Below are 25,498 nucleotides of genomic sequence, written 5' to 3' on the forward strand. Positions count from 1 at the left end.
CCGCTCCGAGTTAGGCGTTGCACGAAGTATTTGGAATAACTGCCTTATAGCAGTTTTCATGCTCCGCCAAAACCATGGAATGAGGTGATGGACCCGCGCTCTCTTGAGAAAGAGAGATCATTATGGCTTACGAAAAATTGTTCGCTGGCAATCAAGAACGCTACTTAGCTTTCAACCCGTCATCGCTCAACGCTAGGGATGAAGACGGCAAGTTGGTGCCCGACTACAAAACCATTAAGCGCGAGGTGTCAGAGAAAGTCTGGACCCAACATCTGAATGGTGAAATTTCACTAGGCTTGTCGCCGTTGCGCGATGGCAAGGTCAAGTGGGGTGCGGTCGATGTTGACGTCTACCCATTCCTTGAAACCGATGACGAACTGGAAGCGTTCATGAGGAAGTGGGCGGATCCATGCCTTGTTTCACGTTCCAAATCAGGTGGCATTCATATCATCGCATTTACCCGTGATTGGGTGGATGCCGATGTTATGCGCAAATACCTGGCGGCGAAGCGCGATGCCGTTCTAGAATCTAAAATCCTAGCCCATGCCGACGAAATTTTCCCAAAACAGAAAGCTGGCAACGGATCACAGATGAACTTGCCACAATGTGGTTCAGATCGCCCAGTGCTGGCTTGGAAAGCTGGCTCGACGATCCAATACTGCGGGCGAACCAAATATGGCAACGTGATCGAAGCAGATTGGGCGGAAATCGCAGAGCAGTGTTATGTGCCTGAATCTCACATGGCTTCTGTGATCATTTCTGCGCTGACAAAAGCTCCGAAACGCTCGTCAAAAGCGCGAGAGAAAAAGAAATATGCTGGTGGTTTCAAACGCCCTACATCCGGCAAAGCGATGGAGGGGCGTAACAGCTTTCTCTTTCATTGCGGCGCGTCTGCACGGGCGCGCGGAGCGGATGACGATGAGATCAGCGAAATCATTCATGGCATCAATGACGAGTTCAACAACCCAGACAGCGAATTTGGCTCCAAAGGCCCAATCACTGACAGCAAACGACTGTCCACGGTGATTGAACAGGTGCTAAAACTGCCGCAAGGCGAAGTTGCTGATCTTGCCTACGATGTTGTTGAACGGATGAATGCTGAATGGGCTTTGATGTTCGTCGATGGGTCGTTCGAAGTGTTGAACACCAGAACTGACAAGCCTTATTCAATGGCGGCATTTCAACTCAAACTGCGTCCATACAAACTGCGTGGCCGAGAAGTCACGGCATATTGGCTCGATGATCCAGATCGGCGTGAATATGATGGCTACGTGATCGAAGCGCCGGACTACGATGGTGAAGGCTACAACATCTTTCAAGGCTGGAAAGTTGAACCACAAACGGCGATGCCACGCTGTGGGAGACGTATGTCAAAGACATCCTTTGCTCTGGCGATGCTGATCTTGCGCATTGGGTAATGTCGTTCCTAGCCGACGCTGTGCAGCGCCCATGGTCAAAGCACCCCGGCACAGCAATCGCGCTGCGCGGCGGTCAAGGCGGCGGGAAGTCATTCCTTGGCAAAGCTATGCGTGCGATCCTTCCGAAAGCTCACATCGCTGAATTTGCCCAGTCAGATCGCTTGCTTGGACAATTCAACCGTTCAATGTTTGGCGCAACATTCGTGCTGGCGGAAGAATCCTTTTTCGCTGGTTCGCGCAAAGTGGCAGCAGCGGCCAAGGTGTTGGTGGAGTCGGATGAATGGACCTACGAGCAAAAATACCTTGCATCATTTTCGGCCAAGAACGTCCACCGTGTGATCGCCACAACCAATGAAGACCAGGCTGTTCACGTCGATTTTGATGATCGCCGCTGGACCGTGATTGAAGTGCCAACCATGTTTGACGACACCAATCGCTTAGAAGGCCGCAAATGGTGGGATCCGTATTATGCCCTGCTGCGCGACGATCCGGGCGCTGTGTTGCGATATTTGCTGGAATATGAAGTCGATCAAGATTTGATCGCGTCGCCATGGGTGACAGCAGCCAAAGCATCCGACAAGATTGCCTCTGATCCTGTCGTTGCACTGATGGATGATATTGCTCGCACTGGCTCATGCCCTGACGATCTGCGCGGCGATGGGCGCATCTCAACGGCTACGCTGGCGCGTGAAGCTTGGGCGCGGGGTGCATCTCGCTATGACAACCCACGGCGCTTTTCCAACCAACTGCGCGACAAGTTTGGTGGAGTGACAGCGGCAAACTGCATCAACATTGAAAAGGTTGAATATCGCCAGACCCCAGATGGCATCCTGACGCCTTACGTTATCAAGCGCACAGATCGCGCTGGCGTCCAGCTTCCGGCTTTGTCGGAGTTTCGGCGCATTGTGTCCAAAGTCACGGGTGAAACATACTCCGATGATGGCGATTGGGTGGAGCATCGCATTGCCGACCCCGAGACAGTCAACGACATTGACCCTAACGGCGGCGATGTTGATGGAGTTTTGCAGTACGTGAAAGATAACGGCGCCATTGTGAAGGAAGACATACCCTTCTGATCCCATGGTGGCGATCCAATAGGCTGACAATTCCCCACGCTGGCTGGTCTTGCGTGGGGATATTTTTGTTTGCCAACCATGTTGTTAAGCGCATGTTCCCATGCAAGAGACGCTGCTTTTGTGAATTCCGAGACAGATGTCAGCGGTGACGCTTTCAAGGCTCGATTTTGCAGGCTAAGTTTACATATGACTTTTTTGATTTTTAGTGTGTGTAGCGTGGTAAGCATGGATTTGCGTTTCGTACCAAAGCGTTGGCATAGCCACACTGCCAATGCTTTCGTGGGCAATGTGGTAGCCTCCATGGGAACACGATCCGTAGGCAACTGACCTTCCTCAGAATTCTCCGCCTAACTGCATCATGGCCGGGCAAATTTGGCCGAAAATTGCAAAGCCTGAATTGCAAACCATGGATTTTTTCAACGTTTCCAAGCGAAACCAACTGATTGGGAATTAGTTGGTGGGTCAGAGAAAAAGTTAGATATTGGATCGACAACACTGCTGAAGACAGGCATTCGGCCTAATATCTCGCCCAAGCATTTTACCAAGTTCAATCTAAGGTACCGAACACAGATTTTGAATCCCCATCAGGCTTACTGGACTGATCCGCGAGCCTTCCCACCTTGGAAGAGTTTGCGGGTCGGCCCGATAGCCTTCGACCAGTTTGTCGAGGTCCTCCTTGGTTGCATTCCCGAGTACCGGCCTAATCCGTTCAAAGTATCGCTTGGAACGAGATCTTTCAAAAATTTCAAATGCACGATGGCCGTAACCCAAATATACTAATGAATCCGGGTACCAGCGGTCATAGTAATCTAAGTCTGCCAGTTCGGCGCGTAAGAACAGCAGAAAATCAACTTCCATGATTTTTGAAAAATCAATGCCTGACGCACCAGCCCGGTCGTGAAGGAAATCCGCAGCCAACGACAATCTGTTCAGTTTGAGATTCTGCTTTCGGATTTCCAAAGACTTCAAATAGTGCCGGAACTCAGTGAAATTCCCCATTGGTTCTTGGCCACGATCCGCTCGATTGGCTAAATAGTACGGCGTGGCCACAAGCTGATTGAACGCTTCATATCTACCGGATGAAATCAACGTCGCACCAACGTGCAAAAACAACTCATGTGCAAAGAACTTGAAGTTGTCAAAATCCGTGTCGTGGTAACTATTTACATTCTTTGGCGGATGAAAATAGCCTTGAAATCGTTCGAAGAATGCGTGGATGAGTTCGATGTATTTCTCGTCACTGGTGTAATCAGAAACCGCGCGCACGATCTCTATACATTCATCCCGATATGGTGCAAAAGATTGAAAATTCTCAATGAACTCATCGCTTTCAGGCGTAACATCCGACGGCAATCGAAATTTCTCTAATTCTCGGCTAAGAAGTTCCAGATATTCCTTGGTGGCGGGGTAAGCGAAAGCCTTTGAGTTGGTCAGGCCATCCATCGCTCTGCGTTTGGCTGCACTGGTAGCCAAGACGACCGCCTCTTCGGGTTCCGAAATGTATTTTGGAAGGCTCCCAAGCTCTGGTTTCTTATGGATTGGCTTGTCTGCTATCCAGCGCAAAAGTTGTTCAAAACTCCCCGCAAACTTACTTTCATCAGTGAAGTCAATAAATATTCGTGAAGTGTAATATTTCGGAACGTAGGCTTTGCCCTCGTCGTCTAACTCTGTAACGGCCACCACAAACTTGTTTTGATCTTCTTTCGAGAAGATTTCAGAGGAGATAATCTGTGCCTCTGTTCCTGCGCCACCAGTACGTTTATTGGATTTTTCGGAGTACACGCGATCTGAAACGATCACGACCTTAGATATGTCGGGGTCCGAAACCATCTTTTCCATGAAAGCATTGGCTTCGTGCCCTTCTTTTAAGTCCCATTTGTCCAAAATGGCATCTACGCCGGATTCTCTCAGGTCTGTCGCAAGGCGCAGAACCCAATCCTCATGGTCCGGGCTTGTCCAACTGTAAGAAATGAAAACTTTAATAGCAGTCAAAACGAATACTCCCACTCAAATTTGGCTTGGCGTAACTCTACCGTTTAGGTTGAAGATGTGCCAGTAGGATGGCACCTCAAAATGCGTGGGTTCCACCTCATTCTGTCCGCATCCGCCCCGTTTCAAGGTGATACGCATCATCAGTCGAACCCGTGTGATGAACCTGCGCGTCTGAGGGAGGTTCGGCGTATCCTTTGACCTCAGGCGCGCTTTTCATCGAAAGGCGCGACAATGCAGATCACCGCGACACTCAAGGATGGCAACGCCACCCTTCAACTTATCACCAATTCCAGCCGTGCGGATTTCACCGTCAATGACGCCAGCCATCTGGCAGGTGACCTTGAAGCCATCCTGTCCAATCCAGAGGCGGACGCCATCGACCGTCACTATCGCGTCGTGCCGTCAGACACGGGAGTCAGCGTTGAGACAAATCAAGGCAGGTTCGCTCTGCCATGGCGGCACATCTTGCCCGTTGTGAACGGTCTGCGCGGTTGATCCGGGGCATCGGTCATGCTGCCCCAAGACGGCCCACAGACGCCTGAATCTGCCCTTGTGACGGCCATTCTGATGCAGGCTTATCGTGATCTATTCATCGCGACCAAAACGGATGGTTCGTCTACGTTCACAACTCAGGCCGAGCAGGATCAGGCAATCTCCTTTCTGACCGATAGTACCGGGTCACTTGCTCGAAACCGCAATGCGCTCTGCTCGTTGATCGGTTGGGATGGAGATGTCCTTGCAGAGCGCATTCGGGCGATGATGGATGGCGCGGATTTTCCCCCGCCCACGTCTAATCCCACCCTCGGCATTCTTGCTCGACACCGCCATGCAGTCGAGCGCATTCGTGCACGTTGGCATCACCTAAATTCGCCACCTCCAAGACCTTCTTCTTTGGTTGAGCAACCCCGGCAGCGGGACCGATTGTGTGCGTGAGCGCATGGGTGCGTCGCTCCTTTCTGATCCAATCCAGATGAGCGCGGCGTCACCCAAGACGCCGCGTTCGTTTTTGGATCAATCAGGAGCACCCTATGCCCGACGAAACTACAGCCGCTTTGCAAGCCCTTATGCAGCAGGTCTCAAAGCTGACCGAGACCATGACAGATCAGGCCAAACGCCTTGATGATCTGCATTCGTTCAACGCCCGCATCTTGGATGAAAAGAAAGACATGCAGCGCCAGCTTGAGGCGCAGCCACCCAAGAAATCCATCGTCGATATTGTGGAGGACGAAGAATATGAGCGCAAAATGCGTTCGGCCAATCTTGAAAAAGACGCCAATGGCAATTGGCATCTCAAGGGGCATCGTCCGAAATACTCGATCAGCCGCACTGATGCCCGCGATCCGGTCAAGTATCGCGAGGCCAAAGCAGCGGCGGAAGCCGCTGGTGAAACTCTATCCGTGATCGACGAAGGCAAAGGCGATCCAACTCGGTCGGGACGAGCACAAGTGGCAGCAACCAAAACAACCGTTGTCAAAGACGATGCGGAACGCCGCGCCTATGTCCGCCAGGACGTGCTTGGATCATCGGATTTTCGGCAGCAATACAAACTACTGCGCAAGGACGGATTTATCCCTGTCTCATGGTCGAAGCCGGGGGATTTGCCGGATCACATGCAGACTAAGTTGCGCATGATGGAGAACGCGGCCAATGCAAGCTGATAACCGCGCCTGCCTTGAATGGGCCTGCCGTGTTGTCTACGGCATCGACCCCGAGATCGAGATTTATGTCCGCCGTGATGGCGCGATTGTCTGGGACCATCTGTTCAAGATCACCCCAAACGCCAACACAACCGACGCGTCAATCGCCACGCTTGCCCAGATGATGAAACTGCATCTTGGCGGCACCAGCTTTGCCAAGTTGCGCAATGACCTGATCCGGTCGGGCGTCGGGGAAGAGTTCGCAAATCGCGTTCATGATCATTTGGTTGATGTCTCCGTTGAAGAATGGGGGCGGTTGCGCGAACGCGCCCGTTGGTATGGCGACGATAACGGCGCACCGATCCTCGCCACAACCAAAGCATCGGGAGGTTCCTGATATGGCTCAAGGCGGCAACAAAAACTCCGGGCGTCGGGCGGTGATCGACATGCGCCCAGACAAGCAGGAGATCATCAAAGACATTGTGCTGAACCGTCGTTCTATGGCCGAAATCGCCCGTCGTATCGGTGTCGATTATTCGACCGTCCAGCGGTATAGGGACGATAAGATCACCGAGGAAATGCGCCGCGAGATTATGGCTGAAACCCGTATTCAGGGGGTCGAAACCGACACAGAGATCATCAATCAAGACCGGATGGACGTCGCCATGACGTATGAGAGTTTGGCGCGGCGAGTTGAAAAGCTGATCACCAAAGCAGAGGAAAACGAGGACGATGGATTCGCCCTGGCTGCGATGGACGGGTTGCGCAAAGTGCTGCGCGACATCGCCTCCATGCAGGGCAAGCTGGCGCAAAATCTGACCGTCAACGTCACACTCGCGGAATCCAAGGAATGGGTAACACTGCGCACGATTTTGCAGGAGGTTTGCGACGAGGTTCCCGCCGCGCGTGAACCGCTGCTCCGACGTATGCGCCACCACGTCTTGTCCGTCACCAAAGAAGAGGACGTGCTATGACCCACCGCGAGTTCGAAGGCTTCACGTCCTATGCCCGTCGCCTCAAGGCCGCTGGCGACAATCCCGGCTGGGCGCGCCTGCCGCATTCCAAACGCGTGATGCAGACCGAGGGCGGCAAACTTTACTTCACAGGCGAACCCTGCAAGCGCGGCCATATCTCGCCACGCAATGAACACGGCGATTGCACCCAATGTCACCTGATGCGCCTGACGGAGCGCCGCAATGCCGTTTGATGCCTTTCATGACTGGTGTGTAGGGCTGGAACGTGACCTCGACCCAGCGGCCGAAATGCTGCATTTCTTACGCCAAGAAGTGCCCACGGCAAACGCCGTTGATCCGTGGCAAATCGAGGCAATCACGTCTGACGCGCCGACGGTTGCGCTGCTGGTGTGCCGCCAAGCCGGCAAATCCTGCGTTCTTGCAACGCGTGGAGTGCGAGAATTGAAATGCGGTGGCACGACGATCTGTCTGGCTCCTGCCGAACGGCAAACGCGCGAGATCACCCGCAAAGTGCAACACTATCTGCGTGCTACCGATCTCGTCGTGGAACGCGCAACTCAGACCGAGATTGAATGCTCAAACGGGGGCCGCTTCGTCGCTGTGCCAGCGTCCGGTGCTACGATCAGGGGATATACCGCTGACCTGCTGCTCGTTGATGAGATGGCTTATCTCCCCGGCGCAAACGGCGGCGAAGACGTGGTTGTCGCGCTGCTGCCAATGCTCAAGGACAACGGGCAGACCTTCTATGCCAGCACGCCCGCAGGAAAATCGAACCTGTTCGCCAGCCTATTCTTGGAACCGAAAGACAACGTTCACCGGATCAAGGTGCCCGGCACATCAATCCCGCGCCTTGCATCCCGTGTCGAACGCCTGCGGTCACAACTGTCGGCCACGCGCTTCCGTCAGGAGGTGTTGTGCGAGTTTCTATCGGATGGCCTGTCCTACTTCGACCTTTCAACCATTGAAAACGCAACATCACAGGAGGCCGCGATATGTCCGAGGTTCTGAACCTGATCCACATGCCTGATGGGCGCGTGATCAACGAAACAAACATGGACCCAGCCATAGAGAGAGTGACCGGGTTTGTCAGATACTTCGTCGGCGCTGATTTGGGCCAAGCCGCAGATTTTTCATCGGCGGTCGTGATCAAGGACCAGCAGCTTCCCATTGCAAATGGCAGTCGTGTCGTCCTTGGGCCGCGCGAGCGCACAGTCGTTTTCGCAGATAAGTTCAAGGGCGCGTCCTACGTCGATGTGGTCGACTACTTGATACGCCTGCGCAACGCTGCCCCGTTCGGCGGGAAGTCGGAGTTAATCATTGACGGTACAAGCTTGGGGCGCGTCGTGTCTGATATGCTCTGGGATCAGTCGATCCCACATTCGGCAGTGCAGATGACTGGCGGGGCGGACTGGACGCGTAAAGGCCGGTATGTGAACGCGTCCAAAACACTGATGATCGAAAACCTCGCGGTGTTGTTTGCTGCCGATGAATTGAAATTCGCCCATGACCTGCCGCTTCGCTCAGAAATTGAAGAAGACTTGGCGACGTTCACCACTCAAACCACGACAGCAGGCAACCAGATCATCACTCAGGCACGCAACGCGTCGGGCCACGGCGATCTTGGTATCGGGCTAATCGTTGCGGCCTTCGCGTCGCAGTATCTTGTGCCGCAAGGGATTCAGATGAGTAAGCTGGTTGGGATGTATTAAAGGTCGGCAAAGGTGCTCGTTTTTGAGGTGACTAAGCCGGGTATTTGAGAACGACATTTTCAACTAGATCCTCAACAATGGAGATCACTTTTGTGTTGCTCACTGAAATTCCGGATGGATGCGCACAAGAATTTCGAGCTCCAAGACTCGCATCCAATATCTTTCGCACGTCGTTGGAAATGATCTTTGCTGCCCGACAAAGTTCGATGAATTTTCCTTCCTTTATTTCGGTGAAATCGTCCCTTTGTGTGATCGCATTGAGCTTCACACCTTTGTCTGCTGCAAGAGCCGTGTTGAACTCGACAATCTTGTGTTTGGAAATATGAGCAAACAAATGGTCAACGGCTAAAATCCAAGCCATCGTGACAGTTGCTCTAGTGGCGCCCGCTTCGAAGCAATCAATCGTTTCCTTTAGAAAGCCTTTTGACGGTCCGTCAGGAAGCTTAAGTTCAAGTCCACGCAGCGTGGCGCTCGTTTGAACAGTAATCTGTTCTGCTCCCAACTTCCGAGAGAGAGCCTCTCGCGTATGCCGTTCGAGCTTATAGCCTCCGGCATTCTTAAGATATTTTTTCGGTTTTGTTTTAAGTCCTTCGGAAAGACGTGCCGCAACACCCGCAGGCGCGGCAAGATCGCAAGCCACAAAACAATCACTTATCTGTTTTGGCGTCGCTGTTTCTTGACCGGCTTCAACAGTGAGAAAGTAAAGAAACAGGCCAACTAGGTTTGCTTGACTTTCGTTAGCCGCATTTTCAATAGAGTTGTAAAAACGATTAACGGAATCGGTCACTCAGGGGCCTTTCTTTTCAGATCAAATTTGAAATGGTTGCTTCCGATAGTTGTTATCTCAATGTCGGTTGCCGATTTGTAGTCAATATATCCATATTTGCGTCCACTGGTATCGATAAACGCTTGGGCAAAAACCTTAGGCACACGCTGATTGGTTGCCTCGAAACACGTATAAACTTGGTCGGTGTTTGGGTTTTCAATATTCAATTCATCGATAAGAAACTTGAGGAACACCAGAATCCTTTCTGGATTATTTGACACTTCGAACTGGTCGAAGAAAACGGCCAAATTGGCGGTGTCGAGATTCTTGTCCATTTTGGGTGAGTTGGCGATAATGCCACTTCCAGCGACTTCGGCGCTTGCCGGTCTCTTTGCAGCCGGACGTCGCTTAGGTTTCTTCGGAACGGCCTGCTGAACGGTGCTTTCTGCGGCCGTCTGTTCTGTAGGCTGACTTGGAGTTGAGCCACCAAAACCAGTCAATAGTTTTTCTTTGAAATCAGTATAAACTTCACGAACCAATTCAGGGTCGCCCTCGACGTCCAAGACGCCTTGCGAAAGATTAATATGTAACTTTGTTTGCATGAACGCCTCAACAAATAGTGCCATTCTTGTGTTGCACTTCTATATATAGAGATCGCCCTATTGTGGCAAGGCTTGCGCCGCTTACTTGAGCTCTGAGAATTGCAAGCAACAAGTCTGGTTCATTGCCAGAGGCGTACTAGCCCCCAGCTTCATGCTTTAGACGTGAACGAGGCTCATCCACCAACTTTTTGGCCACGAAAATGTCTCCAATATTGACCCACGATTAGAACAGCCTAATCTTCGTGCCGAGATTGATGCTTCCAGATCGCATGGTCTAGACTCAGGGGTGTCCATAGCTGCCCCCTGTTGCGAAGCTCTTTGGCTGCAAGCCTTACAAGAATTACCACTTGGCGGGGTTGAGGCACGCTGTCCAAGTCCAGCGCATGGCCAACATAACGCTGCACCATTCGGTCGGGCTTAATAAGATTGTCATCACCTGCCAGCATCATGAAATAGTCGAACGCGATGCCACTTGACTGGCCGGGCAGACCCAAAATGATCGCTTCTGCGTATTCCCGCCGCTCGACATCCAAATCCGGAAAATCGTTGATACCCGCTTCGATCAATGCGCGGCAATATAACAGGACGGCCTCGGCCTTGAGGATGCCAGATCGAGAGGAAGTGCGCTGTCTATTCTGGAAAGCTCTTTCGACCATCCCTTCAACGCCAAACTCATCAAACATTGAGGTCAGGTCGCCTATCCCGTACTCACCAGCCTCACGGGCTTCCCGCGATGTAGCAAAGCGCGTCCATCCAGCAAACTCACACAAGTTGGAAACGACTTTCTGCGTGCTTGTGTATCGGACCCCAATCGAAAAAACCGCATCGACAACGCACAATGGTAGCGACGCATAGCGGTATTCATCCGCCAGCTTGGGAACGTTTAACTCCGTTTGCTCTATGTAGTCAGCCAATCTCGCAACTGGCGGCACGCTGGTCAATTTCTATCTCGCAAAATGAAGACAATGAGTGACATCAGAAAGGCACCCAGCACCCAATCAGTCAAGAATAATGTCACTGATCGTCTGTAGACTGATTGGCGACAAATTTGCCCATTGGCGGCATGGAAATTCGTGCTCGTCTAAGTTTAAACATGCGCCGATTGCGCCAGTCGAAAGGCTGGTCGCAAGAGGAATTTGCGCATGAAGCTGGCCTGCACCGAACCTATGTTAGCGATTTGGAGCGAGGCGCACGAAACCCCACAATTACTGTCGTAGACAAATTGGCTATAGCCTTGGACGTGAAAGTCGGCGCGTTGCTAGATAGTCATGAGGCAAGCTGAGAATGGGCGATAAGCGACGGAAATCCATGGTTGATCTGCGGGAGTTTCCGGCTGCGCTTGATCTGGCAAGATCGTTGTATCGGAATAACGGCGGTCATCTACGCCAAACACGTGAATGTCGTGAGATTGCTGATTTTCTAGGTCTTTCAAATATTGCCGTTTGGCATGCCTACAATCGTGGCGACCTTGGCGTTCCATCCCCCAACCCTGCTAGAGCAGAGGCTTGGGCAAAAGGCGATCATAGCTATGCGGCACCTGACAGGCCGTGTCGGCGCTGCTCCGGCACACTGCGGCAATCCGGTGACGATTTATGCGTGAACTGCGAAGCCAAGTATCGCGATGCCACAAAAGCTGCGCGCTTGGCGAATGAACCGTAGAAACAGAACGAGTCGGGCAGCTTCAAATCGCGCCTACGATCCAATTGCAAAAATAATTGCAAAACGAGCAAACCACTACCGTGATGCGAGCGCCAAAACGCATGATCTTCGTTCAATTTCAAGAGTTTAAGTGGTGCCCCCACACGGACTCGAACCGCGGACCTACTGATTACAAATCAGTTGCTCTACCAGCTGAGCTATAGGGGCACTGTTTGGGTGGAATAGAAAAACTCTGCGGGGTTTGCAAGCACAAATTATCGGTTTGCACGAGCTAATAGTCCGACCGCCGCAAGACCGGTCAAAATCACCAAGATTGCGGCCGGTGCAGCGTCTCCCAAAGCCTCTAGTGAGGCTTGTTCATGGACACGTGTCGCCAGGGTGTCGTAGTTGAAAGGACGTAAAAGCAGGGTCGCGGGTAGCTCTTTGACACAATCGACAAAAACAAGCAGCAAAGCCGACGCTACAGACGCCCGCATGAGCGGATAGTACACAGCGCCCAGAACTTGCCCCTGATTGCGCCCCAAAGATCGCGCCGCTAAGGCCAAATTTGGCGACACCCGCCCCATCGCGGCATCAGCGGCACCTTGGGCGATGGCAAAGAATCGCACGCAATAAGAGAGAATAAGTGCAAAAGCAGAACCGGTCATAACCAAACCGATGTCCACGCCTGTCACACCCAAAATCGCATCAGCGAGCGCGTTGTCGACCAACGCCAAGGGAATCAAAATCCCAACGCCAAGTACCGCTCCTGGTGCCGCGTAGCCAATTGTCGTTACGGGCAAAAGCAGCCTTGGAAGTTTTCGCCCGGTCAAGCGCACGCCATAGACCAAGAAAACGCCAGCGGCGACTGTCACAACCGCTGCTATCCCGCCAACCGTCAACGTATTTAGGCCTGCCTCCCAGAGCGCAGGATCGCGCCAATTTTCGGCATTATCCAAGGCGTGGCTGAGTATGACCCCGGCCGGCAACAAAAAACCCATAAAGAAAGGCACGAAACACACGAACAGCACCATCCAGCCGATCCATCGCCCCAATGCTTTGCGGGCCACAGGACGATGGCGTGTCGACAAGTTGAAATACCGCATCTTACGGCGCGAAATCTTCTCAAACGCCACAAGCATAATGACCAAAATCAACACCACACTTGCAATTTGGGCCGCGCCACCTGCGTTGTTCGCCTCTAACCAAACCGTGAAAATTCCGGTGGTCAGCGTTTGAACTGCAAAATAGTCTACGGTCCCGAAATCATTGACGCTTTCCATCATTACAATGGCCACGCCAGCGGCAATCGCCGGGCGTGCTAAAGGTAAGCCAACCCGCCAAAACCGCCCCCAAGCCCCTGCCCCGAGCGATTGTGCGACTTCTTCCGATGCTGAACTCTGTTCCCGAAATGCCGCCCGCGCCAAAAGGTACACATAGGGGTACATGGCCGCCGCCAAAACCAGTATCGCCGCCCCCATGCTGCGAATCTCTGGGAACCAGTAATCGCGGGATGTTTGCCAACCAAAAACGTCGCGCAAGGCGGTTTGCACTGGCCCGGCATATTCCAGAAAATCAACAAGAGCATAGGCCCCGACGTAAGCCGGGATCGCCAAAGGCAACAACAAAAGCCATTCCATCCAGCGCCGCCCAGGAAATTCATAGCGCGAAATCAACCAAGCGGCCCCCGTTCCGACCATCGCCGCCAAGGCTCCTACCCCGACCATTAAGATGGCGGTATTGCGCAAGTAGCGCGGCAAAGTGGTCGACATCAGATGCGGCCAGATGTTTTCCTTCGGAAACATGGCCAAGCCCAAAACAGCCAAAATCGGCGCAACCACGATCACCGCAATAACCACTGCCCCAACCGACCATTTGCTTGGCAAACGCAGTCTGGCGCGCATCGGGGCTGTTTGTGTCACAGTCATAAACCGCACCTTTCTTGAGGGGCTATTAACCTCCGGGCGAACCAGCTTATAATGCAGACGCGGGCCAACCAAAAGCCCCGTTGCACATCAGCCGAGCACAACGCGCAATAACAGAGCCAAGACACAAGTCACATGCAGGTCATTTTACACGCAGGCGTCCATTGTACGGACGACGATCGTATCCTCAAATGCTTATTGCGAAATGCTGATGGGTGGCGCCACGAAGCAGTCGCGATTCCGGGCCCGTCAAGATACCGCAAATTCCTGCTCGAAGCGATAAACAGCTTGGGACGGAATGGCATTGAAGAAGACACCCGTGAAATTGTCCTTGATGCGATTCTAGAAGAGGATCACGCCCAAGTTAACCGCTTGTTGTTGAGCCATCACAGCTTCTTTTCGGTGCCCAAACTGATGTTTGAAGGCGGGCGGGCCTATCGCAAGGCCGAGGGTCGCTTGCAAACGTTGCAAAGCGTTTTCGCCGAAGATCAGGTTGAGTTATTCTTGGGTCTGCGTGACCCAGCCACCTTTTTACCTGCGGCCTTTGCTGCCACCCCTCACACCAACTTTCAGGATTTTATGCACGGCATTGATCCGATGCAGCTTCGGTGGTCGGATTTGATCCGCCGATTGCGTGATCAGGTTCCGAACATGCCAATCACCCTCTGGTGCAACGAAGATACACCGTTGATTTGGGGGCAAGTCATTCGTCAATTGGCCGGGATCGAAATCAACCGCAAAATTACCGGCGCATTTGACGTTTTTAATCAAATCATCAGCCCCGAGGGCATGAAACGGTTCCGCGAATTTCTTGCCCAGAACCCAAATGTCAACGAACAGCAAAAGCGCCGGATCATGTCCGCGTTTCTGGACAAATACGCCTTGGATGACGAAATCGAGGAAGAGTTGGATTTGCCGGGCTGGGATGCGGCATATGTGGATATGTTGACCGAGCTTTACGAAGACGATCTCCACACCCTGAGCGCTATTCCCGGCGTGACGATAATTGCGCCATAGCCTGCCACCACATACAGAAAACGCGGGTAACCCTATGGCTATCCCGCGTTTATTCGAGCTCTGAAAGACCTAGGGCGCGTTACGCCATCCCTAGGGCTGACTTGTACATCTCCAAAACCGCTTCTTCTTCGGCGATGTCGTCCGCGTCCCGCTTGCGCAGCGCGACAACCTTGCGGATGACTTTGGTGTCGTAACCGCGCCCTTTGGCTTCGGCCATCACCTCTTTGATCTGCTCGGCAACTTCTTTTTTCTCTTCTTCAAGGCGCTCTATACGCTCGATGAACTGTTTGAGTTCACCAGCGGCTACACCATAACTATCAGATCCTGAATCCTGCATTTTGCTCTCCTGCCAAATGGCCCGATTTTCCGTTTCGCTACGGCCGGCACCGCAGAACCGGTGCCACAAACCCGCCGGTCTGCCCTTAGCTACTCGTGCGCGCGGCCATCATCAAGGGGTTGCGCCATGGCAAAGGCTCCTTTACCGCCTGCCTGAACGGATTTCCGCGCAAGGAGTAGGAAAATGGACTGGCTGATCTGGGGTGGCGCATTGGTGTCCTTCATCGGGCTCTTTGGTTTGGTTTGGTGCATTGCCAAGGTCTGGCGCGCCCGTGGTCAGAACTTGTCCGACGAAGAGCTGCGCGACGTGGTGCGCAAAATGGTTCCTCTGAATATGGGGGCTTTGCTGCTGTCTGTGATGGGTTTGATGGCTGTCATTATGGGCATTTTCCTCGGCTAGCAGGCAAATTTACACAGGCGGCCTTACAAAATCTGCCCGCTATCTTTCGTCAAACGTCTTGCCGTTTTTGATCAGCTCATGCCACATCTGCAATGGCTGCCAGAACCCGCTATCTGGGTGGGAAAACCTGTCCAAGGCATTGAAAATCCTTAACATCCCCGTCTGTTTGACCGCGTTCATAATGCCGCCATTTCCTTTGGGAAAGTCCAAGGAATGGACCGTCACAAGATCAATATCCGCCGCGCGTTGAGCCATGTCAGAGTGCAACAGACGCAGGCCTTCATTGGCCAAGGCTCCGATAATTAGGCTGCAAATAAGCTCTGCCGAAAGCTCTTTGGGCGGGCGCGATCCGTTTATCAGCCGTGGAACGGCTTCACTCGGCCTAGGACCATCCTGCGTCCAATCGTAGAACCCCGCACCACAAGCACGCCCCGCCCGGCCCACTTCGGCCAAATGCGCTGACCAGTTCAACGCCCCTTTGCCTCTTGGCGCATTCTCAAAAACGTCAAGACCAAGCGTATCGCGGCTCTGAAAGGGTGGCTTGTTCCACCCCCATTCAACCAAAGCAGCGTCGATCGCATAGGGACTTGCCCCCAAATCAACCACCCCATCCGCGGCCCGATGAAGCGCCGCCAGCATCTTTCCAGCGATGCTATCCCCTGAAGAACGCACAACAATACCCACTTTCCCCAGCCGTTTGGCCAAGGCCTGTGCAGTGGCGATTTGGTGGTCCTGACAATTTGCCCCGCAAACGATCTCGACCAGCTTGGAGGCAAACACCGGCGGAGCAAAACGCAGACCCAACTCCTCAACAGGAGCAGGAAATGCGACGGCTTGCACGATCCCCTCAGCTGACATTGCATCCCCTTGCCGAGGCGCAGCATGCAAGATCAAATCCGACCCGATCCGCATGGCAGCATTTTCGCCAGTTTTGAGTCGGCCGAGCCGGAGAGCCGAGGCCTCCCCTGACAGTCCGCCGCTTTCGACACCCTTTTGAAAGACCGCTTCGATTTGCGCCCTGCCCTCCACAAGACTGCGCGCATCCCGTGCGCCCCAATGCACCGCCATGCCCGCATTAAGAGCCGAAACCGCGATTTGCATTGCCAAAGGACCGGAACCAAGAATTGCGACGGTTTCCATCGTCAGCTGCAGGGGCATTTGCCGCTCGTTTTGGCGCGCTCGATACTCTGCAAGAAAGCTATGACGCAACGCTTGCGCCGCATCCGAAGCCAAACTTTCGTTATGGGCGTCTTCCTCCATGACCAAACCGATTTCAAATGGCACCATTGGAGCAGCTTCAACCAAATCGATAATCCGGGCAGCTGCGCCATCTTCGGGTTTCAATGCATTGCGACGCGTCTTGATGGCCGCTGAATAGGCCGCCATGTCTTGGAACCCGTCCCGCCTTTCAGACACAGGCATGGGCGGAGCAGTTCCAGACCGAAGCTTCTGGCAAAACTGTAAAGCCGCCTGCTTCATATCCCCCTCGCACGTGCCATGAACAAGGCCCTGTCCGGGCAAAGTATCAACGCTAAGCACTTGGCAACCAAGCAACATATCAAGGGCGGCTTTGGCACCTATCAAACGTGGCAACCGCTGTGTCGCCCCTGCGCCCGGCACCAATCCAAGTTTCAACTCAGGCAGGCTGATGCGAGTGCCGCGCAGCGCCAAACGGTAATGGGCCGACAGCGCCAGCTCACAGCCACCGCCAAACACGGTCCCATGCAGAACGGCAACAACTGGTTTTGACAAGGCTTCGATATGGGTGCCTAGGTCCCGCAAATGCGGTGATGATGGCACCTCAGACGTGTCGAACTCAGCAAGTTCTGCGCCTGCCGGGAAGGTTGTTCCGGCCCCCAAGATTACGATTTCCTGAACACCATCATCACTGGCGGCGCGGGTCAAACCCCGCATAAGACCGACGCGCACAGGTTTTGACAGGGCATTCAAAGGTGGGTTTGCCACAGTTAAGAATGCGACACCCTCAACGACTTCATAGCCGATATAAACTGCCATTCGCCTGCTCTTTCCGCCAATGTCCCACTCTGCCGCACCCGATTGTGGATGCGGCGAGCCAAGCGCGTTTTTTACGCTGCTTTTTAGGGAATTAGACGCGAAACAACGATTTTTTGCAAGTTTTGCACAGATCAGGGACAGAAACCGCCCCTGATCCAAAGCCACAACAAACCGCGGCAGGCCGGACCGCGCTTACACCGGCATGTTATCAAACATGTCCTCGACTGCCTCGTCGACCCGAGAGGCCATCATGTCTTTGGCCCATCTCGGGACCTCAACGCCGTGGCTTTCCAACCCCAGAACGGCCTCCTCCAAATGATCCAGCAACTCTTCACGCTGCTGATCGTCGGCTAATTTCAGCTCTTTTTTCAATTCTTTAAGTCGTGTCTTCAGATCGTCAATCATGGTAGTCCCCTCCTCTGGGTACCAATGGAAACAGGGTGTCAGGTCAACCCGCTGCGCATTTCACACAGTTTGGTGTATCCGGTAAGACCTCCAGCCTTTGCTCCGAAATCTCGTCTCCGCATTTCGCACAATAGCCGTATTCTCCACTCGCCATTCTGGCGAGTGCGTTTTTAATCCGTGCAATTTCAGCTTGCCCAGTTTGACCGAGTCGCTCAAGCACTTCCTCGTCCTCGCGTTCCACGGCGGCTTCTTCCCAGTCCTTTGAATGGGGCGCTTCCAATGCATCTTCTATTCCATCCAGACGCACCCCGAGTTCACGCAACCGGTTTAAAAGGGACAATTTATTCTTATGATGTGACATGGAGTTGATCCTTTCGCAGTGCGGGTTATAACATGACAGAAAGGGCCGATATGGACCTTGATTCAGGTCAATCTAGCACACACACTTGCAATACATTCTATTTTGCTTATATGTTTTTGCAAGATTAGAGGCCCCAGCAAACGGCCAACAATAGGAAGGCTGATCATGACCCCTGAAGTCACCGGATTTTTTGACGATGCCACCAACACGATTTCATATGTCGTACGTGATCCCAATGGGACCGCCTGCGCCGTTATCGACAGCGTGCTTGATTTTGACTACTCGTCTGGGCGCACCGATACGCGTTCCGCAGATGAGGTTATCGCTTTTGTAAAAGAAAAGGGATATGATGTTGTCTGGCTGCTTGAAAGCCATGTTCACGCCGACCATCTGAGCGCCGCGCCCTACATTCAAGAACAATTGGGCGGCCAGATTGGCATCGGCGATCGGATTACCGTTGTCCAAGATACCTTTGGCAAGGTCTTTAACGAAGGCACCGAGTTCCAAAGAGACGGGTCGCAATTTGACCAGCTGTTTCAAGAAGGTGACAGCCTCATGATTGGCCAGATGCGGGCGGATGTGTTGCACACACCGGGCCATACGCCCGCCTGTTTGACCTACGTGATCGGCGACGCCGCCTTTGTTGGCGACACGTTGTTTATGCCTGATTTCGGAACCGCCCGTTGTGATTTCCCTGGGGGTTCCTCCGAAACACTTTTTGAATCTGTACAGAAAATCTTGGCACTGCCGGATGCAACACGCATTTTCGTCGGTCATGATTACAAGGCCCCCGGGCGCGATCATTTCGCCTGGGAAAGCACTGTGGGGGAGCAAAAAGCCGCCAATGTGCATGTGGGCGCTGGCAAATCAAAGGGCGAGTTCGTTGAGATGCGGGACACGCGGGATGCCTCACTGGCGATGCCCAAACTGATCATCCCATCGCTGCAAGTGAACATGCGTGCAGGTCAGATGCCAGAAGCCGACGAAGAAGGTGACGTCTTTCTCAAAGTTCCCGTCAACAAGCTTTAAGTCTTCTCAATCTAGGGGCGCTTGCCCCACATCAAGACAGGTCCGATGCGAACCGCGACCTAATGGACGATGAAGGAAACGCGAAAATGTACAGTGATTGGATTTGGGGGCTGATTGGCGGCTTGCTGATCGGCACCGGAGGGGCTGTTTATCTGCTGGGAAACGGCCGCATTATGGGTGCCTCGGGCATCATAGGCGGTTTGGTCGACCGGTCGGGCCTGGACACAAAATGGGAGCGGCTTACCTTTTTGGCAGGCGTCATTATTTTACCGATCCTCTTGATGCCATACTATGGCAGCGTGGACACGCATATAACTGATAACATGTGGATTTTGACGGCTGCGGGCCTATTGGTCGGGGTCGGCACCCGTCTGGCAAATGGCTGTACATCGGGGCACGGTGTCTGCGGGATGTCACGCCTTTCCCTTCGCGGATTTGTGGCCACATGTTGCTATATCCTGGCGGGTGGCGTCGGCGTCGTGATCTTCCGCCACCTACTGGGAGTGATCTGATGTACCTTGTATTCGCATTTGTTTCCGGTGGTTTGTTCGGCGCTGGTTTGTTCATTTCGGGCATGACCGATACCGCAAAAGTTCAAGGCTGGCTGGATGTTTTTGGCCATTGGGATCCGACTCTGGCCTTTGTCATGGGCGGGGCAATGATCCCCATGGCGCTGGCATGGCTGGTCCGTCAGCGACGCACAACGTCTTTGGTTGGTACACCGCTCCCACCTGCGCCATCCACCAAAATTGATCCGCGATTGATCACCGGCTCTGTTATGTTTGGTATGGGATGGGGGCTTGCCGGTCTTTGCCCCGGTCCGGCCATTGCGTCGCTGAGCTATGGTGGCCCCGGTTTAATTGTCTTTGTTGTCGCGATGTTGGTTGGCATGCTCGTGGCCCCACAGTTGCGCACACGCCTAGACAGAGCGCTTCCAGCAGAGTAGGTCATGACTATGGATATGCGCCAGATTACCCCGACCTATTTCGTGTCCCCGCAGATTTCGCCCGAGGACGCGCAAGCCATAAAGGATGCGGGCTTTGTCCGCGTCATTTGTAACCGCCCCGATGCCGAAAATCCTCCGGAGTTGCAGGCCAACGCCATAGGAGAAGCCCTGCGTGCCGCCGGTTTGGAGTTTGAGATTCTCCCTTTGACCCATCAGACGATGACCTCTGAGAATTCTGAACTGCAAACAAAACTGGCGCAGGCTGATGGCCCTGTTTTGGCCTATTGCGCCTCAGGGACCAGATGCACGGTGATCTGGGCGTTAGCGCAAGCCGGTAAGCTGCCAGTCGACGATATTTTGGACACAGCTGCCCAAGCTGGGTATGATCTGGCTGGAATGCGACCAACGCTAGAAGCGATGGCTCAACAATAACGAATAGGCTAAGCCCCCGCGGGCTTAGCTTTCTTCGATCTCAAAGGGTTCGGAGCCAAAATCAAAGTCCCCAAGATCGGCCATAGCCGCATCACCTTCGGACCCTTCGGCGGCAAGGTCCATATCAAAGGCTGCTGCGTCTGCCCCAAAGTCCAAGTCAGGTAAATCCGACATTTGGTCTTCTGTGCTCATCTCGCCGCCAAAGTCGGCACCAGCGTCTCCCATACCAATATCAGGAAGCTCCCCGCCAAAGTCTCCTCCGCCTCCCAAGTCGGGCAAGTCTCCGCCCATTCCGATATCAGGCAAGGCCGCGAGTTCCGGCTCGGCCTCAGAGGCAAAACCATCCATGACATCGCCAGCCATTTCGTCAGCCACCATGCCGTCGCTTGGTTGAGACATTGCGGGAACGGGAGCTTCTGGCCAAGTCAACCGCACCGCGCGCTGGTTATGCATTTGGCCAAGACGGCCTTTGGCAACCACCTGGTTACGCCCCGCAACCAATTCCACCCCATCCAAAACATCGGGCTGTAACTGCAATAAATCGCCCGCCTTGAGGTTTTCGGCTTCACTCAGTGTCAAGGTAATGCGCGTCAAAACTGCTTCGAGCTTTGACGGGATGTTTCCCAATTGATCCTCATGAGGGCCGGGGGCATCTTTGTCACTGCCATCAGCGGTTTCCAATTGCGCGCTGGTGCGTTCCGGCAAAATGATCGACAAAGAACCTTTGCGACGCCCCAGCGCCAAATCAACATCAGCCCGGAAAGTTCGGTAACTAGAAGCATCCAACAACAACCCGGCGGCACGGGAATCTTCGATCATTGCCCCAAATCGGAAGCCTTCAATTTGGGGGCTCAGCGGATGATGGTCCAGGTTTTCAACCAACCGCTCCAAGGTTCCGTCCAACAAAGGCGCCATCATAGCCGCGTCCGTTGGGGTCAATATCCGGTCTTCTTCAACAGGCATTTGCGTTACCTGCATGATGGTTTGCACTTCGATGATGGCGGTCATCACCTCACGTTCGATCGACGCAATGCCCAATGCCCCATCAGGCCCATCTAGTAAAATCAACAGATCTTGCTGCCCGAGACCATCAATGACCCCGTCTTGATCATGCATCTCAACAGAGACCCCTTGCGTCACCAACGCAAGGTCCCACAATACATCTGCTGTCCGGGACAAGGCCCGGCGCAGCGCTTTGGACGGGGACATCCCCCGTGCCTCAAACGCACGTTGCGCCGCTTGTGCCTTCTGGCCCAGAACGTCCTGTCGTGCCCCATCTGCCATCGTGAGAATGCACCCGTCGTAATCCGTTTCTCATTCGGTTATGAACGGATTTGGTTACCAACCACTTTACCGCACCGACAAAATGTTAGGAATTATTGCGCAGCCAATGCACGCTTTAACGGCAATACAACCCGAAACGCCCCGCCCGTCTCTCCTGGGAGGTAGGAAATTTCGCCGCCAAGCCGGGTGACGATTTGCCTTGAAATCGCAAGGCCAAGACCCGCGCCGCCAGCTTTTTGATCACTAACACGCGCGAATTTCTCAAAGATCACGTCCTGCGCTTCGGGCGCAACACCCGAGCCATTGTCAATAAAATCAACAACTAGCGCATCGTTCTGGCTCACTCGGATTTCCAAAACACGCTGCGGTGCGTCGCAGTATTTGCGGGCGTTTGAAATCAAGTTGATGAAAACCTGACTAAGCCGCTCAGTATCGGTATTCAACCAAACCTGTTCGCTTTCGCTCTTGCGGATGATCTCCAGCCCGCGCTTGTCGTCATGGGCTAGAGCGGCGGCCTGCGCCCGGTCCAGCACGTCACATAGAAGCCCGTCGCCTAAATTGAGACTGACCTGACCATTTTCAAGCACCGAAAGATCAAGCAGATCATCCAGCAGGCGGGTCAACCGGATCGCTTCGTCATGAATAATAGAGGCATATTTGCTTTGTTCTTCGGGTGTGATCCCGTCTCCGTCGCGCAAAATCTCGGAAAAGGCTCGGATCGACGTCATCGGAGTGCGCAATTCGTGACTAATCTGACTCAAAAAGGCGTCCTTTTGTACAGATAGCCTCGTGAGTTTATCATTCGCAGCTCGCAGCTGCGCCGCCGTGCGTGACAATTCCTGCGACTGTGCTTCGAGCGTCGCGGAATATTCCATCATCTGCGCAGTCTCATCCGCCACGGCCATGAGATCTTCGACCGACACGCTCATGCCGCCAACGATCTGCCCCACCATCGCATGCGCTGTTGCCGCACCGACCGACCCCGCCAATTCGCGCTCGAGTATTTGCAAAAACTCAGGTGTTGGGGCTGGCAAATGGGTTTCAGACCCCTGACGCCGGGCTTCGCGAAGGAACAGCGCCTGGGCATCGGCGGCTCCCAGAATACGTTGTGCCATCACCATCAGGTCTTCCGCTTCGGCCACCCCTTGCGACCAGCTTCGCGTCCCGCCGGCCCCTTGCTGAATGTTGACAAATTGCGCGCCCTGCAAACGTTCCAGAGGCGACGGAAAACTTGCAAGCGAGGCCACAAAAAAACCAATGGTATTGAGAGACATGCTCCAGATAACGGCATGGAGCAACGGGTCCAGCCCAGTTATACCAAAGAGCGCTTCGGGATGGAGCCACGTCACGCCAAACGGGCCTGAGACAAAGAAGCTTTGCGGGATAATCACGCCCGGTCCAAAGCTGGGCAGATATAAGGTATACAGCCAAACAACAAAACCAATGGTGAGCCCTGCCAATGCGCCAATGCGCGTTGCCCCACGCCAAAAAATCCCACCCAGCATGGCCGGCAAGACCTGAGCAACGCCGGTAAAGGCCACCAAACCGATGACCGACAGCGCCGCACCACCACCTGATTGCGCGTAATAAAGGTAGCCAAGCGCCAAAACCCCAGCAATTGACAGGCGGCGTGACAGCAAAACCACGTTGCGCACGTCGCCCGAGACGCTGACCATGTTTTCATTCATCCTGAGCCATATCGGCATCACAATGTGGTTGGACACCATTGTCGACAGCGCAATTGCAGCGACGATCACCATGGAGGTGGCAGAACTAAACCCACCCAAAAAGCTGAGCAAAGCCAAGGCGTTCTGGCCGTATTCCAATGGAACGGTCAACACGAACAGATCTGGGTTTGACCCAGCTGGCAACACATCAAGGCCGACCACCGCGATGGGAACGATGAAAAGGCTCATCAACATGAGATAAAGAGGGAAGGCCCAGGCGGCCATGCGCAATTGCGGGTCGTTGTCGTTTTCAACAACCATCACCTGAAACATGCGCGGCAAACATAGGAAAGCCGCAGCAGATAGGAACATAAGGCCCGCCCAGCGTCCGCCTTGAACATCCCATTGACCAAGCTCTGATGCGTCGATGCGTGCCAAAGTTTGGGAAACACCGCCAGAAATGCCCCACACCACAAAAATTCCAACCGCCATCAGAGCCGCCAGTTTGACGATTGCCTCAACCGCGATGGCCATCACAACACCATGGTGGCGTTCGTTGGCATCAAGGTTGCGGGTGCCAAAGATAACGGTGAAAACCGCAAGGCCAACAGCAACCCAAAAGGCGGTACTCTGCTCTTCTACTGCGCCTGCACCCGCTTGGTGGAAGACTTCAACAGACAGGGTAACCGATTGTAACTGCAAAGCAATATACGGCGTCGTGCCGATCACCGCCAGTAGCGTCACACCGACGCCCAGCAAGTTGGATTTGCCATAACGCGACGAAATCAAATCCGCGATTGAGGTGATGCGCTGTACCCGGCCTATGCGAACCAACTTGCGGAGCACCCACCACCAGCCGACCAGAACCAAAGACGGCCCGAGGTAAATGGTCAGATATTCAAACCCGTTCCGGGCCGCAGAACCAACTGCGCCATAAAATGTCCAAGCGGTGCAATAGATTGAAAGCGACAAGGTGTAGACGATAGGCGCGCGCAGCCAAGTCGCGCGCCCACGACGAGAGGCGCGCTCGGCAAAGAAAGCAACCCCGAACAGGAATAGAACATAGAGGATAGAGATTCCGGCCAAGGCGTTGAGATTGGTCACGCCTCGTCCTCACCGATTGGAGGGGCTGCCCGCCGGTTCATGGCGTGGATGAGAACCCCTGCCAAGATTGGCATGCCAATCCATATCGAAAAGACATAAACCAACCCCGACGAGGCGCTGGTGGATTGGTCGGGGATCGCCCAAAGCAATGGCAGCAGCCAAAGCACGATCCCCAAAACCGGCAGCGCGCGCGCCGCATCAACAAGACGGCGTCGTCTATAGGTCTGACGTTCGACAAACAGCGGAATCTTATCCGACCTGCTCTCTTGGGAAGGTAAACTGTCGTTGGTGTTGCTGGTGGTTTTTCCTGTCATGCCAAGTCACTCAAACTGGCGCTAGCGCTCGCACTGCTTCGAGCACTTCTGCATTCGAGAACGGCTTGGTCATAAAGCGACTGGCCCCAGCACGTTCGGCCATTTCGCGGTCTTTGCTTTGGCCACGAGCGGTTAACATGAGCACTGGAAGTGAAGCAGTTTGCGCATCCGCACGCAATTCACGCAAAATATCGTAACCAGAGCGTCCAGGTAACATCACATCCAAAATCAACACATCAGGAGATTTTGCGCGCACCACTTCGGCGGCATCATCCCCGTTTGAATGCGTCGCAACATTCCACCCCTCACGGGATAGGATGAAACTAATCGCTTCAATGATATTTGGCTCGTCCTCGATTACAAGCACCTGCCCGGCCATGTATCCCCCCCATTAGCCCTTCTGCGGCCCATTTTCTGTTATAGGGGCGCAGGTTGTCTCCACACTATGCC

The 25,498-nt window shown here is 53.7% G+C and carries 31 protein-coding genes and 1 tRNA gene; 18 read left to right on the top strand and 14 right to left on the bottom strand.

From position 1 onward, the window contains the following. The first annotated feature begins 122 nt into the window (after positions 1-122). Both ACRBB0_RS24365 and ACRBB0_RS24370 read left to right on the top strand, forming a co-directional pair. Positions 123-1,418: a TOTE conflict system archaeo-eukaryotic primase domain-containing protein gene (locus tag ACRBB0_RS24365; RefSeq protein WP_431377084.1), complete on the top strand. Its 1,296-nt coding sequence runs from the start codon at positions 123-125 to the stop codon at positions 1,416-1,418. Continuing rightward, positions 1,418-2,494: a primase-helicase family protein gene (locus ACRBB0_RS24370; RefSeq protein WP_431377085.1), complete on the top strand. Its 1,077-nt coding sequence runs from the start codon at positions 1,418-1,420 to the stop codon at positions 2,492-2,494. The genes ACRBB0_RS24365 and ACRBB0_RS24370 overlap by 1 nt, the downstream gene beginning before the upstream one ends. A gap of 552 nt (positions 2,495-3,046) precedes the next feature. On the opposite strand, the gene ACRBB0_RS24375 is transcribed toward ACRBB0_RS24370, so the two are convergent. Beyond that, on the bottom strand, positions 3,047-4,486 hold the full coding sequence (locus tag ACRBB0_RS24375) for an SEFIR domain-containing protein (RefSeq protein WP_431377086.1): 1,440 nt from the start codon (positions 4,484-4,486) through the stop codon (positions 3,047-3,049). 231 nt (positions 4,487-4,717) lie between these two features. On the opposite strand from ACRBB0_RS24375, the gene ACRBB0_RS24380 reads away from it, so the two are divergent. The 8 genes from ACRBB0_RS24380 to ACRBB0_RS24415 all read left to right on the top strand — a co-directional run bounded on the left by ACRBB0_RS24380 (position 4,718) and on the right by ACRBB0_RS24415 (position 8,806). After that, positions 4,718-4,981 (top strand): hypothetical protein, encoded by a 264-nt coding sequence (locus ACRBB0_RS24380; RefSeq protein ID WP_431377087.1) that lies wholly within the window; start codon positions 4,718-4,720, stop codon positions 4,979-4,981. A 15-nt stretch (positions 4,982-4,996) separates the two neighbouring features. Further along, positions 4,997-5,419 carry a hypothetical protein gene (locus ACRBB0_RS24385; protein WP_431377088.1) on the top strand — a complete coding sequence of 141 codons (423 nt, stop codon included), beginning with the start codon at positions 4,997-4,999 and terminating at the stop codon, positions 5,417-5,419. Between the two features lie 95 nt (positions 5,420-5,514). Next, complete coding sequence (locus tag ACRBB0_RS24390) at positions 5,515-6,144, top strand: hypothetical protein (RefSeq protein ID WP_431377089.1); 630 nt, start codon at positions 5,515-5,517, stop codon at positions 6,142-6,144. After that, on the top strand, positions 6,134-6,520 hold the full coding sequence (locus ACRBB0_RS24395) for a hypothetical protein (protein WP_431377090.1): 387 nt from the start codon (positions 6,134-6,136) through the stop codon (positions 6,518-6,520). The genes ACRBB0_RS24390 and ACRBB0_RS24395 overlap by 11 nt, the downstream gene beginning before the upstream one ends. A 1-nt stretch (position 6,521) precedes the next feature. Beyond that, positions 6,522-7,097, top strand: coding sequence for a hypothetical protein (locus tag ACRBB0_RS24400; RefSeq protein ID WP_431377091.1), 576 nt, complete (start codon positions 6,522-6,524; stop codon positions 7,095-7,097). Then, positions 7,094-7,330, top strand: a complete 237-nt coding sequence (locus ACRBB0_RS24405) for a hypothetical protein (RefSeq protein ID WP_431377092.1) — start codon at positions 7,094-7,096, stop codon at positions 7,328-7,330. The genes ACRBB0_RS24400 and ACRBB0_RS24405 overlap by 4 nt, the downstream gene beginning before the upstream one ends. After that, positions 7,320-8,105, top strand: coding sequence for a terminase large subunit domain-containing protein (locus ACRBB0_RS24410; RefSeq protein WP_431377093.1), 786 nt, complete (start codon positions 7,320-7,322; stop codon positions 8,103-8,105). Before ACRBB0_RS24405 ends, ACRBB0_RS24410 begins: the two co-directional genes overlap by 11 nt. Then, complete coding sequence (locus ACRBB0_RS24415) at positions 8,090-8,806, top strand: hypothetical protein (protein ID WP_431377094.1); 717 nt, start codon at positions 8,090-8,092, stop codon at positions 8,804-8,806. Before ACRBB0_RS24410 ends, ACRBB0_RS24415 begins: the two co-directional genes overlap by 16 nt. Positions 8,807-8,837: 31 nt before the next feature. Here ACRBB0_RS24415 and ACRBB0_RS24420 read toward each other — a convergent pair whose 3' ends face one another. From ACRBB0_RS24420 to ACRBB0_RS24430, 3 genes are all read right to left on the bottom strand, one after another. Continuing rightward, the gene (locus tag ACRBB0_RS24420) at positions 8,838-9,593 is read right to left on the bottom strand and encodes a hypothetical protein (protein ID WP_431377095.1); all 756 of its coding nucleotides are present in this window, start codon (positions 9,591-9,593) and stop codon (positions 8,838-8,840) included. Beyond that, complete coding sequence (locus ACRBB0_RS24425) at positions 9,590-10,198, bottom strand: hypothetical protein (protein WP_431377096.1); 609 nt, start codon at positions 10,196-10,198, stop codon at positions 9,590-9,592. Before ACRBB0_RS24425 ends, ACRBB0_RS24420 begins: the two co-directional genes overlap by 4 nt. A gap of 209 nt (positions 10,199-10,407) precedes the next feature. Then, positions 10,408-11,115 carry a hypothetical protein gene (locus ACRBB0_RS24430; protein WP_431377097.1) on the bottom strand — a complete coding sequence of 236 codons (708 nt, stop codon included), beginning with the start codon at positions 11,113-11,115 and terminating at the stop codon, positions 10,408-10,410. Between the two features lie 152 nt (positions 11,116-11,267). On the opposite strand from ACRBB0_RS24430, the gene ACRBB0_RS24435 reads away from it, so the two are divergent. Together ACRBB0_RS24435 and ACRBB0_RS24440 are read left to right on the top strand one after the other, a co-directional pair. Further along, on the top strand, positions 11,268-11,456 hold the full coding sequence (locus ACRBB0_RS24435; protein WP_431377118.1) for a helix-turn-helix domain-containing protein: 189 nt from the start codon (positions 11,268-11,270) through the stop codon (positions 11,454-11,456). Between the two features lie 2 nt (positions 11,457-11,458). Continuing rightward, on the top strand, positions 11,459-11,833 hold the full coding sequence (locus tag ACRBB0_RS24440; RefSeq protein WP_431377098.1) for a hypothetical protein: 375 nt from the start codon (positions 11,459-11,461) through the stop codon (positions 11,831-11,833). A gap of 131 nt (positions 11,834-11,964) precedes the next feature. On the opposite strand, the gene ACRBB0_RS24445 is transcribed toward ACRBB0_RS24440, so the two are convergent. After that, a tRNA-Thr gene (locus ACRBB0_RS24445) sits at positions 11,965-12,040 on the bottom strand. Positions 12,041-12,087: 47 nt separating this feature from the next. Then, positions 12,088-13,740 carry an ABC transporter permease gene (locus ACRBB0_RS24450; protein ID WP_431377099.1) on the bottom strand — a complete coding sequence of 551 codons (1,653 nt, stop codon included), beginning with the start codon at positions 13,738-13,740 and terminating at the stop codon, positions 12,088-12,090. 132 nt (positions 13,741-13,872) lie between these two features. Between ACRBB0_RS24450 and ACRBB0_RS24455 the strand changes: the two genes are divergently transcribed. After that, a complete protein-coding gene (locus tag ACRBB0_RS24455) occupies positions 13,873-14,754 on the top strand; it encodes a hypothetical protein (protein ID WP_431377100.1) in 882 nt (293 codons plus the stop codon). A gap of 79 nt (positions 14,755-14,833) precedes the next feature. Here the strand turns inward: ACRBB0_RS24455 and ACRBB0_RS24460 are convergent, their stop codons facing one another. Continuing rightward, positions 14,834-15,091 carry a DUF2312 domain-containing protein gene (locus ACRBB0_RS24460; protein ID WP_431377101.1) on the bottom strand — a complete coding sequence of 86 codons (258 nt, stop codon included), beginning with the start codon at positions 15,089-15,091 and terminating at the stop codon, positions 14,834-14,836. 183 nt (positions 15,092-15,274) lie between these two features. Between ACRBB0_RS24460 and ACRBB0_RS24465 the strand changes: the two genes are divergently transcribed. Continuing rightward, positions 15,275-15,490, top strand: coding sequence for a hypothetical protein (locus tag ACRBB0_RS24465; RefSeq protein WP_431377102.1), 216 nt, complete (start codon positions 15,275-15,277; stop codon positions 15,488-15,490). Between the two features lie 39 nt (positions 15,491-15,529). Here ACRBB0_RS24465 and ACRBB0_RS24470 read toward each other — a convergent pair whose 3' ends face one another. The 3 genes from ACRBB0_RS24470 to ACRBB0_RS24480 form a co-directional block, all read right to left on the bottom strand. Beyond that, entirely contained in the window at positions 15,530-17,506 is a 1,977-nt protein-coding gene (locus tag ACRBB0_RS24470; RefSeq protein ID WP_431377103.1) for an enoyl-CoA hydratase-related protein, read from the bottom strand. Between the two features lie 192 nt (positions 17,507-17,698). Continuing rightward, positions 17,699-17,911 (bottom strand): hypothetical protein, encoded by a 213-nt coding sequence (locus ACRBB0_RS24475; RefSeq protein WP_431377104.1) that lies wholly within the window; start codon positions 17,909-17,911, stop codon positions 17,699-17,701. Between the two features lie 43 nt (positions 17,912-17,954). Next, entirely contained in the window at positions 17,955-18,272 is a 318-nt protein-coding gene (locus ACRBB0_RS24480; protein WP_431377105.1) for a TraR/DksA family transcriptional regulator, read from the bottom strand. 165 nt (positions 18,273-18,437) lie between these two features. Between ACRBB0_RS24480 and ACRBB0_RS24485 the strand changes: the two genes are divergently transcribed. From ACRBB0_RS24485 to ACRBB0_RS24500, 4 genes are all read left to right on the top strand, one after another. Beyond that, positions 18,438-19,301 carry an MBL fold metallo-hydrolase gene (locus ACRBB0_RS24485; protein WP_431377106.1) on the top strand — a complete coding sequence of 288 codons (864 nt, stop codon included), beginning with the start codon at positions 18,438-18,440 and terminating at the stop codon, positions 19,299-19,301. Between the two features lie 86 nt (positions 19,302-19,387). Further along, a complete protein-coding gene (locus ACRBB0_RS24490; RefSeq protein ID WP_431377107.1) occupies positions 19,388-19,813 on the top strand; it encodes a YeeE/YedE family protein in 426 nt (141 codons plus the stop codon). After that, positions 19,813-20,247 (top strand): DUF6691 family protein, encoded by a 435-nt coding sequence (locus tag ACRBB0_RS24495; RefSeq protein WP_431377108.1) that lies wholly within the window; start codon positions 19,813-19,815, stop codon positions 20,245-20,247. The genes ACRBB0_RS24490 and ACRBB0_RS24495 overlap by 1 nt, the downstream gene beginning before the upstream one ends. 9 nt (positions 20,248-20,256) lie before the next feature. After that, positions 20,257-20,679, top strand: coding sequence for a TIGR01244 family sulfur transferase (locus ACRBB0_RS24500; RefSeq protein ID WP_431377119.1), 423 nt, complete (start codon positions 20,257-20,259; stop codon positions 20,677-20,679). Between the two features lie 24 nt (positions 20,680-20,703). Here the strand turns inward: ACRBB0_RS24500 and ACRBB0_RS24505 are convergent, their stop codons facing one another. The 4 genes from ACRBB0_RS24505 to ACRBB0_RS24520 all read right to left on the bottom strand — a co-directional run bounded on the left by ACRBB0_RS24505 (position 20,704) and on the right by ACRBB0_RS24520 (position 25,427). Beyond that, positions 20,704-21,963, bottom strand: coding sequence for a FliM/FliN family flagellar motor switch protein (locus ACRBB0_RS24505; RefSeq protein WP_431377109.1), 1,260 nt, complete (start codon positions 21,961-21,963; stop codon positions 20,704-20,706). A gap of 92 nt (positions 21,964-22,055) precedes the next feature. Further along, positions 22,056-24,734, bottom strand: a complete 2,679-nt coding sequence (locus ACRBB0_RS24510; protein ID WP_431377110.1) for an ATP-binding protein — start codon at positions 24,732-24,734, stop codon at positions 22,056-22,058. After that, positions 24,731-25,048, bottom strand: a complete 318-nt coding sequence (locus ACRBB0_RS24515; RefSeq protein ID WP_431377111.1) for a hypothetical protein — start codon at positions 25,046-25,048, stop codon at positions 24,731-24,733. The genes ACRBB0_RS24510 and ACRBB0_RS24515 overlap by 4 nt, the downstream gene beginning before the upstream one ends. A gap of 10 nt (positions 25,049-25,058) precedes the next feature. Continuing rightward, positions 25,059-25,427 (bottom strand): response regulator transcription factor, encoded by a 369-nt coding sequence (locus ACRBB0_RS24520; RefSeq protein WP_431377112.1) that lies wholly within the window; start codon positions 25,425-25,427, stop codon positions 25,059-25,061. Between the last annotated feature and the right edge of the window lie 71 nt (positions 25,428-25,498).

It is taken from the genome of Pelagimonas sp. (genome assembly GCF_050633425.1).
GTDB lineage: Bacteria > Pseudomonadota > Alphaproteobacteria > Rhodobacterales > Rhodobacteraceae > Pelagimonas.